Annotated in this window: 11 protein-coding genes; 3 read left to right on the top strand and 8 right to left on the bottom strand. The window is 73.4% G+C overall.

What is annotated here, in order from left to right; all coding sequences use genetic code 11:
- Positions 1-53: 53 nt before the first annotated feature.
- The 5 genes from surE to HF519_RS13415 all read right to left on the bottom strand — a co-directional run bounded on the left by surE (position 54) and on the right by HF519_RS13415 (position 4,240).
- Positions 54-851, bottom strand: coding sequence for a 5'/3'-nucleotidase SurE (surE, locus tag HF519_RS13440; RefSeq protein WP_169413263.1), 798 nt, complete (start codon positions 849-851; stop codon positions 54-56).
- A gap of 1 nt (position 852) precedes the next feature.
- Entirely contained in the window at positions 853-1,785 is a 933-nt protein-coding gene (locus tag HF519_RS13435; protein ID WP_169413262.1) for a 1-phosphofructokinase family hexose kinase, read from the bottom strand.
- Positions 1,786-2,312: 527 nt separating this feature from the next.
- Positions 2,313-3,251: a sensor histidine kinase gene (locus HF519_RS13425; protein WP_169413260.1), complete on the bottom strand. Its 939-nt coding sequence runs from the start codon at positions 3,249-3,251 to the stop codon at positions 2,313-2,315.
- A gap of 234 nt (positions 3,252-3,485) precedes the next feature.
- Positions 3,486-3,812, bottom strand: a complete 327-nt coding sequence (locus tag HF519_RS13420; RefSeq protein ID WP_169413259.1) for a DUF3618 domain-containing protein — start codon at positions 3,810-3,812, stop codon at positions 3,486-3,488.
- Positions 3,809-4,240, bottom strand: coding sequence for a phage holin family protein (locus HF519_RS13415; protein ID WP_169413258.1), 432 nt, complete (start codon positions 4,238-4,240; stop codon positions 3,809-3,811). The genes HF519_RS13420 and HF519_RS13415 overlap by 4 nt, the downstream gene beginning before the upstream one ends.
- A 598-nt stretch (positions 4,241-4,838) precedes the next feature.
- On the opposite strand from HF519_RS13415, the gene HF519_RS13410 reads away from it, so the two are divergent.
- The gene (locus HF519_RS13410) at positions 4,839-5,255 is read left to right on the top strand and encodes a CBS domain-containing protein (RefSeq protein ID WP_169413257.1); all 417 of its coding nucleotides are present in this window, start codon (positions 4,839-4,841) and stop codon (positions 5,253-5,255) included.
- Positions 5,256-5,290: 35 nt separating this feature from the next.
- Here the strand turns inward: HF519_RS13410 and HF519_RS13405 are convergent, their stop codons facing one another.
- The gene (locus HF519_RS13405; protein WP_169413256.1) at positions 5,291-6,685 is read right to left on the bottom strand and encodes a cytochrome P450; all 1,395 of its coding nucleotides are present in this window, start codon (positions 6,683-6,685) and stop codon (positions 5,291-5,293) included.
- Between the two features lie 322 nt (positions 6,686-7,007).
- Between HF519_RS13405 and HF519_RS13400 the strand changes: the two genes are divergently transcribed.
- A complete protein-coding gene (locus HF519_RS13400) occupies positions 7,008-7,574 on the top strand; it encodes a hemerythrin domain-containing protein (RefSeq protein WP_169413255.1) in 567 nt (188 codons plus the stop codon).
- 492 nt (positions 7,575-8,066) lie between these two features.
- On the opposite strand, the gene HF519_RS13395 is transcribed toward HF519_RS13400, so the two are convergent.
- Both HF519_RS13395 and HF519_RS13390 read right to left on the bottom strand, forming a co-directional pair.
- A complete protein-coding gene (locus tag HF519_RS13395; protein ID WP_169413254.1) occupies positions 8,067-8,387 on the bottom strand; it encodes a hypothetical protein in 321 nt (106 codons plus the stop codon).
- A 270-nt stretch (positions 8,388-8,657) separates the two neighbouring features.
- Positions 8,658-10,718: a SpoIIE family protein phosphatase gene (locus tag HF519_RS13390; RefSeq protein WP_169413253.1), complete on the bottom strand. Its 2,061-nt coding sequence runs from the start codon at positions 10,716-10,718 to the stop codon at positions 8,658-8,660.
- Positions 10,719-10,898: 180 nt separating this feature from the next.
- Here HF519_RS13390 and HF519_RS13385 point away from each other — a divergent pair.
- Positions 10,899-12,237: HAMP domain-containing protein (locus HF519_RS13385; protein ID WP_438826392.1), on the top strand; the 1,339-nt coding region annotated here is incomplete at its 3' end.

Here is a 12,237-nt window from a genome sequence, read left to right as displayed (position 1 = left end):
CGGGGCGATGGGGTCGGCCACCCGGGCGAGGCTGCACGGATCTCGGCGCCGATCTACCGTCCGGCGACCTGGCGCTCGGCGGTGGCGAGCCACTGGATCACCAGCCGATCGGGCGCCTCGCCCACCGAGCTCACGGCGGTGAGGGTGGGGTGGCCCGCGGCCAGCAGCGCACTGTCGGTCCCGTCCTCCGGTTCCCCGCCGAGTTCGACCTCGCGTAGCAGCAGCCCGCCGGTGTGCACCTCCTCGACCCGGGTCTGTACGACACCGGACGCGGCGAGCCGGGCGAGCCGCAGCTCGCCCAGCTTCTCGAACGGGCGATCAGGCACGTTGAGGGAGAGCACGGTGCCGGACGGGGCGTCGAGGAGGAGCTCGACGACGCGGGGGAGCAGTTGGGCCGCGGTGTCCCAGGCGGGTGGTCCAGCAGGTTCCAGACCCACGTCGAGCGAGACCGCGAGCCCGCGCGCGCCCTGCAACCCCGCGGTCAGCGCCGCTCCCACGGTGCCCGAATGCAGGATGACCCGCCCGACGTTCGCGCCGTGGTTGATCCCGGACAGCACGAGGTCGGGAGCCGGGTCGAGCCAGCCGCGCAACGCGGCGAGGACGATGTGGCCCGGCGACGCCTCGACGGCGTACGCCTCCACGCCGGGCAGCCCGTCCAGCTCGCGGGGTTCGATCACGGTGCGGCCGTCGCGCTGCACCGCGGTGATCGACGCGCTCGCGCCGCTGGACTGCTCCGCGGGTGCGGCGACGACCACGTCCCACCCGGCGTCGCGGGCCGCCCGGGCCAGCGCCAGCAGGCCGGGGGAGTCGATGCCGTCGTCGTTGGTGATCAGGGCGCGTCGTACCGCCATCTCACTCGTCCTTCCCCGACCAGGGCACGAGCTCGACCCGCTCGGCGAGGGTGTGCACGGCCTGCACCCCGCCCGTACCCAGTCCACGGCGGACCACGTTCAAGGCCCCGCACGCCGCTCCGATCCGCAACGCGGTGCGCAGGGAGTCGCCGCGGGCGATGCAGACCGTCATGCCGGCGGTCATCGAGTCCCCTGCGCCCCGCGGCTCGGCCGGTTCCAGCGGCGGGGCGTGCACTTCCAGCACCTCGTCGCCCACCAGGGCCAGGGCCGGGTCCCCGGCCCGGGACACCACCACGGTCCCGGCCCCGGCCGAGCGCAGCTTCCGCATCCCCGCGACGAGGTCCACCGGGTCCTCGCTGTTCGCCCGGCCGTCGTCGATCATCTCCTCGTGGCTGATCTTGACCAGGTACGGACCGGCGTCGAGCACGGCGTCGAGCCGCTCCCCGGACAGGTCGGCGACGACACGGCACCCGTTGGCGGACAGGTCGCGGGCCAGCCTGGTGTACATCGCAGCGGGCACGATCCGGTCGTCGTGCGGCCCCGACAGCAGGGCGGTCCCGTGCTCGATGCCGGCGCTCAGGGCGAGCTCGTACAACTCGTCCTGCTCGTGCCGGTCGAGCGCGTCCCCCGGGGCCGAGGCGACCTCCTGGCGGTCGCCGTCGCGCCGGTCGTGCACGTAGCCGCCGTTGCGGGCGGTGACCGACGCCGCCCGCAGATCCATGTCCTCCCCGGGGATCAGCGCGCGCAGCACGTCACCGAGCTCACCGCCGAGTGCCGCGCACAGCACCGCGCGCGCGCCCAGGACGGTGATCATCCGTGCCTGCCACACGCCTTGGCCTCCGGCGTGCACATGCAGGTCCGGTTCGCCGGCGCGATCCTCGATGGTCACGGTCAGCAGGGGGGAGGGGGCGAAGACGACCACGGTCGGGGACATGTCCGGTTCCTACCCGCTCACGCCGATGCTAAGCGTGGGGTCGGCGACAACCCCCCGACGCTCAGCCGCTGCCGGGGTGCGGAGGGGAGCCCGCGCGGGACGATCCGGAGCCGGGGGGCCGGTCCCCGTCCTCGTCCCGGCCCTCGCGGGACCGACCGGCGGGCTCGGGCTCGACGGCCTCCGGGCGCAGACCGTCCGGTGCGTCCGCGGGGTGCAGATCCGACCCGGCCGGGCGCAGCGGGGTCGCATGCTGCTCGGACTCGGGGGGCGCATCGTCGCGAGCGGTCTCCCACGTCTCGTCTTCGGGCTGGTCGTCCCCGGGCGGGTCGTCTCCGGCTCGGTGTCGTTCCATGATGCCCCCCGAAGGTCGTCGACAGCAGAAGCGGCGCGGTGCGGCGCCCCAGTACCTGTCGCCTACCCGCTCCGGCGGGACGTACACCTACCGGCCGCGCGGTGACCCCGAGGTGAGTGCCGTGGACGGGTCGTGTCCGTCCGCGCCGCACGGCCGGCCGGGTTCCGGCCGAGCGTCAGCGTCGCATGTAGACGCGGGTGGTGGTGCCCACCGGGCTCGTGTGGGTCCGCACGAGATCGGCGAAGTAGTGGACCATCTTCAGGCCGCGGCCGCTCAGCTGACCCAGGGCGACCGGCCGGCGGCCGGCGAGGGGATCCGCGATGTACCCGCTGTCGCTGATCTCGCAGACCAGGTGGTCGTCTTCCTCCCAGAGCCGGAGCAGGCCCTCGCCGCCGCCGTGGCGCAGGCTGTTGGCGGCGAGCTCACCGGCCGCGAGGACGAGGTCGCCCACCCGCTCCTCGTCGAGGCCCGCGCGGGCCGCGTGGTCGGCGACGAGCCTGCGTGCCGCGCTCAGCCGGTCCTTCCCGAAGGGGAACCGGATGGCCGCCGCGGGTTCGGGTAGGGGAAGGTTACAGGCCGTCACGATCCCCTCGGGGTCGAAATCCGGGCTGGGTTGCGTCTGGCCCTGCACGATCAGGACCGGGTGGGTCACGGTGGCGTCGCCGAGGACGTCAGGGGCCAACCCGGCCACGTCGTAGGGACACAGGATGGTCGCCGAGCGGCCGTGGAACGCGAGATTGATCAGCGCCTCGTGCTGCACGCACGCGGTGTACTCCAGTGCCGTCCGACCCGGCCACACCGGCTCGCCCACGATGCGTACGTGCTTGCCCGGGTGCCCGTACGCCATGGGCCCGAGCACCTCACCGATGATGCGCCCGGGGTTGCGCCCGGCCTCCGACATGTCGATCAGCCGTACCCGCTCGGCGGCCGGGCCGAGCGCGGCCCGCAGCAGGGCCAGGCGGGGGGCGGGCACCGCGACCGCGACCGGATCCCCGGCGGTGAGCCCGTCGAGCACGAACGGGACCGTCCCGGCGAGGAACTCGTCCGCATCCCGGTAGAAGAGGGCCGGATGGGAGAAGGTGGTACCCGCGGTGAGCGGCTCCGTGGTGCTCATGCTTCGATTCGTTCCCCCTCACTCCGACCGTCGCGGCTGCCAGGATACGTCTCGCCGGGGATTCACCACCACGGGTGACGCGAAGCCGACGACGCACTCGTCACGACGCGAGGCCCCGCAGAAAAGGCACTCCCGGCCCCGGCACCGCGAGACGCGCGGCTCGGTGGTCGCGCTCCGTTTCACGGGCGAGTCGGACATGGGCACCCTGCGCGACCGGGCGGACGTCTTCCGGTCTCAGGATGCCGAGGACGACGCCGAGGACGATCTCCGCGCGATGCCGTACAGCAGCAGGGCGGCGCCGGCCGACACCGCGGCCACGACCCCGGGCCGTTCCCGCAGTGCGATGTCGACCGCAGGTGCCTTCTCGGCGACGACACCACGGACCTGTCGGGCCGTCTGCTGGGCCTGCGCAACGGTCTCCCGGCCGCGTGCCCGCACGCGCGACGGCACATCGAGGCGTGCGGTCAGTTCCTCCACCGTCTCGCCCAGGTCGCCCCGGAGCTCGTCCAGGTCGGTGCGGAGGTGGTCGGGGTCGCGGTGCGCTTCGGACGCGGCGGTCACCGGTGGACCCCCTGCTTCACGGTCTCGATGTCCCGCTGGGTGCCCTCGAGCGCCTGCTCGGGGACGGGCGGGGTGCCGCGCTGGATCTGCCGGCGCCCGGCGAGCCCGAGCAGTGCGGCGGCGAGCAGCAGGGCCACTCCGACGACGAGAGCCGAGGCCCAGACCGGCAGGACCAGGGCCAAAGCCGCGATGGCCGCAGCGATCAGTGCGGCGCCGCCGCCGAGCGCGACCACCCCGGCAGCGCCCGCCAGCCCGGCGCCGGCGCCGACCCGCTTGCCTTTCGTCGTCATCTCGGCCTTGGCGAGCTCCAGCTCACCGCGGACCAGTTCGGACATCTGACGGGTCAGCCGGTTCACGAGCTCGCCGGTCGAGGCGTCGGCCGGCGGCGGGCCGGCGCGATCGAGCCTGTGGACAGTGTCGGTTGCCATACCGGCCGCGTACCCACGTCGGACTCGTGGCTACACCTCGTGCCCCGGAAAGAGGGGCCGGGTCCGCAGCGGTTCGGGGTCGCACCTGGTCGAGCGGGTGCCGGAACCGGGCGCAGGCGTCGTGTGATCGTCTCGCTACGCTCTGCAGCCGCGGAGCGATGGAGGTAGATGCGGTGGGTATGGCTGTGGTCTTGTCGACGATGCCGGAGATGTTGGAACGCACGTTGTCCGAGCACGTCGCGGACGGACATGACCGCTGCCAGGCGTGTCGGGATGCCAACGGGGCGTCGGCCGCGTGGCCGTGCGTCATCCGCGGGGTCGCCGAGGAGGCGCGGTACATCCGGAACGGCGGGCTGCCCGGTGCGCGCCACGGGCGGCACCACTCGCCGGCGTCGTAGTGACGGGGCCCGGCTCGGCAGGGTGGCTGAGCCGGGCCCGGCGGTGCCTCCGGCTCAGCCCCGGGCGGGCACAGTGGGTGGTCCCGTCCGGCTCCCATGTCGACCGCAGAACGGCCGATCCGGGCAGCGCCGTTTCTCCCCGTCGGTGGACCGGGTAGGCCGCAGTGGACGGACAGCCGAGTCGACAGAGGAGGATCGACATGCCCACCGCACGCGAGATCATGACTCCCGACCCGACCTGTGTTCGGGCGGCTGACCCGGTGTTCGAGGCCGCGGTCCGGATGGCCGATCACGAGGTCGGCGCGTTGCCGATCTGCGGGGAGGACGACCGGTTGGCGGGCATGATCACCGACCGGGACATCGTCGTGAGGGTGCTGGCGCAGGGCAAGGACCCACGCGCCGTCCACGTGGGCGAGCTGGCTCAGGGCGAGACCGTGACCATCGGCGCGGACGACGACGCAGCCGAACTGCTGCGCACGATGGCCGAGCATCAGGTGCGCCGGGTCCCGGTGATCGACGGGCACCGCCTCGTGGGGGTGGTCGCGCTGGCCGACGTCGCCCGCAGCCTGGACGACGCGGGGACCGGGCTGCTGGTCGAGGCGCTGTCGAAGGACTGAGTACCGGGTCGCGCCACGGCTTCCGGCGGCGCCGCTCAGCCGCCGGAGGCCTGCGCGGGGCCGGTGGGGGTGAGCGTGAGCCGGATGGCGAAGGGATCGAGGCCGCGGGGCAGCGGACGCGAGGGGTCCAGGTCCGTCGGCGGGAGCACGGTGTGGTTGTGGCCCTCCAGCAGGGTGGCGAGGAACGTGCTGGTGGTGAACAACACCAACTCCCGGCCCGGACAGGTACCGGGCCCCGCGCTGAACGGGACGAGGCTCCAGTCGTCGTCGCCGCGGCCGTCGAGCCATTGGTCGGGATCGAACCGGTCGGCGTCCGACCGGACGCGGTCGTCCCGGTGAAAGTAGCTGGTGGCGATGAGCACGGCGGTCCCGGCAGGCAGGGTGGCCCCGTTCCACTCGGTGGGCGCGGTGGTGTCGCGCAGGAGCAGCGGCGTCGTGGGCCACAGCCGGACCGATTCGAGAACCGCCGTGCGGAGTCGGGGCAGGTCCTGCGGCGTGTCCAGGTCGCGGCCCTCGAGGTCGGCGCGGACCCGGGCGGTCTCCTCCGGGTGGACCGCGAGCAAGGCCAGGGCCCGTAGCGCGACCGCACCTGCGGGGTCGAACGCGAACAGCCATTGCGGCAGCTGGTCCACCGCGTCGGTCTCCGGGGTGACCGGGACGGACGCGACCATCGCGGCGAGGCTGCCGGGCTCGGCGCGGTCGAGGTGGGTCCGCAGCCGGTTGCGCAGCCGGGCGTGCCGGGCGGTGCTCCGCGGCACCAGGGCCGACCAGTTGGCCGCCCTCCGCAACCGGGTGAGCTGATCGGTGAGCTCGTGGTCGTCGCGGGCACCGTCCCCGAGGACGACCCGGCGCACCACCCGCCACCACGCGGTGAGGAACGCGTCCCAGGTGAGCACCCCGCTGCCGTCGACTTCTTCCAGCAGCTCGCGCGCCTCCTGGCGGACGACGCGGGTGATCGAGTCGGCGCAGCGGTGCAGCGGCCGGCCGGTGTCCAGGACCCCCTCGTTGAACCGGCGCCGGTCGGTGCGTGCCGCACCGCGGGACACGAGAACACCGTGGGGTTGGAAGTGCCCCAGGGCGCCGCGCTTCTCGCGGTTGGCCGGAGAGAACGGCTCCGGGGTCCCCTCGAGCACCCGGCGCACGTCCTCGGCGACGAGCGGGAGCGCCACGGACCGGCCGGGGATGCGCAGGCGCAGTGGGCCCGGGCCGTAGCTCTCGTTGAGCTGCTGCAGCAGCCGGACGCCGCGGTCGTCGGTCTCGAGCTTGCCGGCCAGGGCGACCACGTGTCGGCGGCGGGCGATGACGCCCTGGGCGACGATCGGTGCGACGGCCACCGCCAGCACCCGGGCGGTGTCGGTGGCGGAGGCGGTCGGCAGCCCAGGGGACGGGCGGTCGTCGGCGGAGGACGAGCTGCGGCCGGGTTTCACCATGTCTGCCCCGTACCCCGTCGGCCCGCCGTCGACCCGCGCCGAGGCCGATCGGGACGATCCATCCGGAACGCCGACTCCTGCGGCGCATCGCCGACACCGGCCGTCATGATCGCCGTGGTCGGGACATCTGCTGCACCGACGCGTCCGTGTCCGGTCAGTGACGATCACGCGGTCGGCGCGCGGGGACCGGACCGGGTGGGCCCCTGGTGTCGCGACGGTCGGGTCCTCGGCGACCGGCGTCATCGACGGACGGCGGTTGGACGCCCACGACCTCGGGTAGCCGCCCGACGCGGGGCGATGACACCGACATCCGGAGTGGATCATGACTGACGCCCGAACCGAAACCGACGTGGTGGACGTCCTCACCGCGGACCATCGAGAGGTCCAGGAACTGCTGCAACAGATCCCGGCGATCGACGACGCAGAGCGGCGGCGGGACCTGGCGGACACGGCGATCAGTGAACTCGTGCGGCATTCGGTCGCCGAGGAGATGTACGTGTACCCGGCGATGCGGGAGCACCTGCCCAACGGGGAGGAGGCCGTCCAGCACGACATCGAGGAACACCAGGGACTCGAACGGACGATGCGCGACCTCGAGGGTGTCGACGCGACCGAGCCGCGCTTCATGGAACTGGTGGGTGAGCTCGACACCAAGCTGCGCCACCACGTGCAGTCGGAGGAGACCGATCAGTTCCCGCAGCTACGCGCTCGCGTGCCGCGGGACACGCTGGTGGACCTGAGGGACAAGGTGGAGGCGGCCAAGAAGATCGCTCCGACCCGCCCGCACCCGAACGCCCCGCGCAGCGAGGTCTTCCACAAGCTGGTCGGCCCGGGGGTCGGGCTGGTGGACCGGTTGCGCGACAAGCTGACGGGCCGCGCGACGGGCTGACCGATCGCGCCGGGACCGGTGCCGGGCTCCCGGTTCCGCCGGCCGTCACCCCCGGCCGGCGATCGCCTTGCCCCAGGCGATCGGGGCACACCGTGGCGTGGTCCGCCGTGGGCGACGGCCGGGGGCATCCGGCACACCGCCCTCCGGGCAGCCGGCCCCGGTCCTGCGGCCGCTCGCCCTGGCGCCCGTGCCGGCCGCGGCGGAGCATCCGTCGGACGGGGGGCGAGCGCGTTCGTCGTGAGGTGACGACATGACACAGCCACGGCGGGCAAAGTCTCAGATGGAGGAGGGACGGGCCGCCGAGCGGGCCAAGTGGGGCGCGAAGCACCTGCTGAAGGCGGTCAAGAGGGAGCGAAGAAGGAGCTGCGACGGGCCCGGTGACGCGGCCGATCCTCCGCCGCTGCCGCCCGGGGTCCGGCCCCCGGCCCGGGCGGCGGCGCCGGACACAGTACCGGCGGTCGCTGCTGTTCCGGCGCCCTCCGGCCGTCGCGGTCACCGGCCCCGTGGTGGCAGCGCCGCGATGAGGCGGGCCAGGCGCAGCGCGGCGCGGTGGATGGGTTCCGGAACGCTCTCGCTGTCGTCGGTGAGGGCCAGGCTGACGGCCTCGAGCAGATGACACGTCGCATAGGTGACCTGCTGGTCGGGCTCGGACGCATGCACCTGCCGGCGGGCGTGGCGGCGCAGTAGGTGCGAGGCTTCCAGACAGGCCTCCGCCCCGAGTCGTTCCGCGGCCCGGGGGTCGCGGGCTGACGGCGGGCCGGACCATGGCGTCTCGACGGCGACGGTCCGGACACGCACATCGGCCTGGCTCATGACTCCTCCTTGTCGCGCCGTGCCGCATGTGATGCCGCCCCGACATCTCCTGCAGCAAGCGGTGTCGGTGGTCTTCGCCTCGAATTGCAGAATTTCTGCAGTGAGGATAGCAGGAATTGATATGGCGGCGGTCACATCCGTGCCCGGTGTAGCGCATCGTGACGCGGTACGCGCTGGGTCAGCGCCGCGGCGAGCAAGCCCAGGCCGCGGCTGACCCCGGTGACCAGCGCGACGGGCCGGCCGTGCTGGGGGTGAGTGTCATCGGTCCCCTCAGGGGACGGCGCGGATGGCGAGCAGCGCCATGTCGTCACGCATCGGCTCGTCGGAGAATCCCTCGACGACGGCGCGCACGTCGGCCACCAGGTTCGCGGCCGAACGCCGGTCCGCCTCGGTCGCGGCGAGGAGCAGCCGTTCCGGGCCGAAGAGCTCCCGCTTGCGCCGTCGCTCGGTGGCACCGTCGGTGTAGGCCAGCAGGATGTCGCCGGGTCCCAGCACGTGGGTGGTGCACACGACCTGCACCCGGTCGAACAGCCCCGCGGCCATGCCGTGCGTGCCGACGAGCTCCGCCGTCCCGTCGGCCCGCACCAGTACCGGCTGATCGTGACCGGCCAGGACCAGGTCCACGGCCAGCTCGGGCCGGGTCGCGGTTCCGGCGGTGGTGATCCGGGCCGCTGCGAGCGTGCAGAACTGGGTGGGGTCGTCGGCCTCCATCATCACGTCGTTGAGCAGCTCGACCGCCTCGGTCAGCGAACGCCCGTCCTTGACCAGCACCCGGAGCACGTCGCGCACCAGGCCGGTGCGCGCGGCGGCCCTGGCGCCCTTGCCGCAGACGTCCCCGATGGAGGCCAACCAGCGCCCCGGCCCGAGGGGCAGCACGTCGTAGAAGTCGCCCCCGACCTCGGTGCCGGTGCTCTCCGGAACGTAGGCGGCCGCGAAGTCCACGCCGGCCGCCACCGGCAGTGCCCGGGGCAGCAGCGCCCGCTGCAGCGTCTGGGACGTTGCGACGTGCAGGGCGGCGTTCTGGGCGTTGTCGATCGCCAGCGCGGCCCGGCGGGCGATGTCGCTGATCAGCGCGATGTCCTCGGGACTGTGCGGCCGGCCGGGTGGGCGGCCCACGGTGAGCACACCCAGCGGGTGGCCACGGGTCGTCAGCGGTACCGCCACCCCTTCGGTGGGTGTGGTGAGCCACGCGGGGTTCATCCCGTCCCGCAGCAGTTGGCGCAGCCGCGAGCGCAGGTCGGGGGTCATTCCCGCGGCGGCGTTCGCCGACGTGGGGTCCAGCGCCGTGCGCAGTTCCGCGACCTCGTCCTCGACCGCGTGGGTCAGGGCAGCCAGCCGCAGGTCGCCCGCGCCGACGAGGTGCACCGCGCACCACTGTCCCAGGCGGGGGACGACGACCTGGGGCACGACCGCGACGGTCATGTCGACGTCCAGGGACTGGCCGAACAGCTCACTGGCGTCGGCCAGGTAGGCCAGCAACGCGCGTCGGCGCTGGTCCGACCCTCGCAGCCAGTCCGACTCGACGATCAGCGCGACGCGCTGCGCGGTGAGCCCGGCCAGCTCGTCCGCCCGCCCCGACGCGGAGCCGGGGTATATCCGCAACCGTCCTCGCAGCGGAGCCGGGAGCGGCAGCCGGATCTCCGTCGCCGGGCCGGGCGCCGAGTCCGGTTCGGTGCCGGCGCAGGCCAGCTCGGTCCAGCCGCCGCCGTCCGCCCGGTCGATCTCCACGGTCACGGCGGGGGCGCCGGTGAGCTCGTGCAACCGGCGCACCAGCTCCGTGATGAGGGCCGGCCCGTCGAGATGGTGCGCGAGCCCGGTGCCGATGTGCAGCAACCACCGGATCCGGTCCGCCTCCGGCCACGGGCCTGGGGCGGCTGCCGCGACCGCGGGCGGTGCCGCCGGGTGCGGTGCGCCGGCATCGAGCTCCAGGGAGAACCACGTCCGGTGCCGCCCGCCGGGGTCGTGCCGGGTACCCCACGAGCCGGCCAGGCGCTGCACCAGCAGCAGTCCGCGGCCATGGCCGGCGTCCCTGCCGTAACCGCGCCGCGGGCTCGCGAGGTGCACCTCCAGGGCGCTCGGGCCCCAGTCGGTCACCCCGACGACGACCTCGCCGTCGGCGACCGAGATGTCGACCTCGAACGCCGTGCCCGCGTGCAGCACGGCGTTGTCGCAGAGCTCGCCGGCCAGCAGGAGGACGATCTCGGTCAGCTCCCCGTCACCGACCTCCTCGAGACCGGCGTCGCGCAGCGCGTCCCGCAACATGCGGCGGGCGCGCGCGGGTGATCCTGCGTCGGGTGGCAGCCGCATCCGACGCTCCAGCTGATCGGGCACCGGGATAGTCTGCCGGAAACGCGAGTGATGGCGGACCTGACACCCGACGACGTATGGTCGACTGCTCGACGGTGCGCGTACCGGTGGTCGCCACACCGTTCGTCCTCCGGTTCGGGCCCTCGGTGAGCGGTGAGGACGGTGGTCGATGTGACCGGTACCCAGAGCGGCGGGCCGCCGATCGTGGAGCTGCCTTACCACGACGGTGGGAAGGACTCCGACGCCGACGCATTCCTCGACGAGCTGGCCGAGGCCTTGCGTGAGGTGCGGCGTGGGCGGTTCGACAAGCGGCTGCGCCGGCGTGGCGGCCGGATGGGCGAGGTCGTCGACGAGTTCAACGAGCTGGTCGGGTTGCAGGAGCGACGCAACCGCGAGCTGCTGCGGATCAGCCGGGTGGTCGGGCGTGACGGCCGCATGCTCGAGCGTCTGGACGAGGAGTCCTACGACGGCGCGTGGGCGGACACCGCCCACGCCGTCAACGCCTTGATCGACGACCTGGCCCGTCCGACCGCCGAGATCGCCCGGGTCATCGTGGCGGTGGCCGACGGTGACCTCTCCCAGCACATGGCGCTGGAGATCGAGGGCCGGCCGCTGCGCGGCGAGTTCCTGCGCATCGGCCGCACCGTGAACACGATGGTGGACCAGCTCTCGAGCTTCGCCGACGAGGTGACGCGGGTGGCCCGCGAGGTGGGCACCGAGGGCGCGCTGGGCGGGCAGGCCGACGTGCGCGGGGTGTCGGGGACCTGGCGGGCGCTCACCGACTCGGTGAACACGATGGCCAGCAACCTGACCAACCAGGTGCGGTCGATCTCCTCGGCGGCCACCGCGATCGCCCAGGGAGACCTGTCCCGGCGGATCACCGTGAGCGCCCGCGGCGAGGTGGCCGAGCTGGCCGACACGATCAACTCGCTGACCGACACCCTGCGGCTGTTCGCCGACGAGGTCACCCGGGTGGCCCGTGAGGTGGGCACCGAGGGCCGCCTGGGCGGTCAGGCCGAGGTGCCGAACGTGGCCGGCACCTGGAAGGACCTCACCGATGCCGTGAACCTGATGGCCGCCAATCTGACCGATCAGGTCCGCGGCATCGCCCAGGTCTCGACGGCGGTGGCCCGTGGTGATCTGTCGCAGAAGATCACCGTGGACGCCCGCGGGGAGATCCTGGAGCTCAAGAGCACGGTCAACACGATGGTGGACCAGCTCTCCAGCTTCGCCGACGAGGTGACGCGGGTGGCCCGCGAGGTGGGCACCGAGGGCAAGCTGGGCGGGCAGGCCGCGGTGCCGAACGTGAGTGGCACCTGGCGCGACCTGACCGAGAGCGTCAACCAGCTCGCCTCCAACCTGACCGGGCAGGTGCGCAACATCGCGCAGGTGACCACGGCGGTCGCGAACGGCGACCTGTCGCAGAAGATCACCGTGGATGCCCGCGGGGAGATCCTGGAGCTCAAGAGCACGGTCAACACGATGGTGGACCAGCTCTCCAGCTTCGCCGACGAGGTGACGCGGGTGGCCCGGGAGGTGGGCA

This window comes from Pseudonocardia bannensis (genome assembly GCF_012911875.1).
In the GTDB taxonomy this organism is placed as follows: domain Bacteria; phylum Actinomycetota; class Actinomycetes; order Mycobacteriales; family Pseudonocardiaceae; genus Pseudonocardia; species Pseudonocardia bannensis.
Note: the sequence above shows the minus strand (reverse complement) of the source record. Positions and strands in the feature narration are given on the sequence as shown.

Excerpts from the sequence above, each read along its gene's own strand:
- surE (WP_169413263.1), bottom strand. The coding sequence starts at position 851 with ATGGCGGTACGACGCGCCCTGATCACCAACGACGACGGCATCGACTCC.
- HF519_RS13425 (WP_169413260.1), bottom strand. The coding sequence starts at position 3,251 with ATGAGCACCACGGAGCCGCTCACCGCGGGTACCACCTTCTCCCATCCG.
- HF519_RS13415 (WP_169413258.1), bottom strand. The coding sequence starts at position 4,240 with ATGGCAACCGACACTGTCCACAGGCTCGATCGCGCCGGCCCGCCGCCG.
- HF519_RS13435 (WP_169413262.1), bottom strand. The coding sequence starts at position 1,785 with ATGTCCCCGACCGTGGTCGTCTTCGCCCCCTCCCCCCTGCTGACCGTG.
- HF519_RS13395 (WP_169413254.1), bottom strand. The coding sequence starts at position 8,387 with ATGAGCCAGGCCGATGTGCGTGTCCGGACCGTCGCCGTCGAGACGCCA.
- HF519_RS13405 (WP_169413256.1), bottom strand. The coding sequence starts at position 6,685 with ATGGTGAAACCCGGCCGCAGCTCGTCCTCCGCCGACGACCGCCCGTCC.
- HF519_RS13400 (WP_169413255.1), top strand. The coding sequence starts at position 7,008 with ATGACTGACGCCCGAACCGAAACCGACGTGGTGGACGTCCTCACCGCG.
- HF519_RS13410 (WP_169413257.1), top strand. The coding sequence starts at position 4,839 with ATGCCCACCGCACGCGAGATCATGACTCCCGACCCGACCTGTGTTCGG.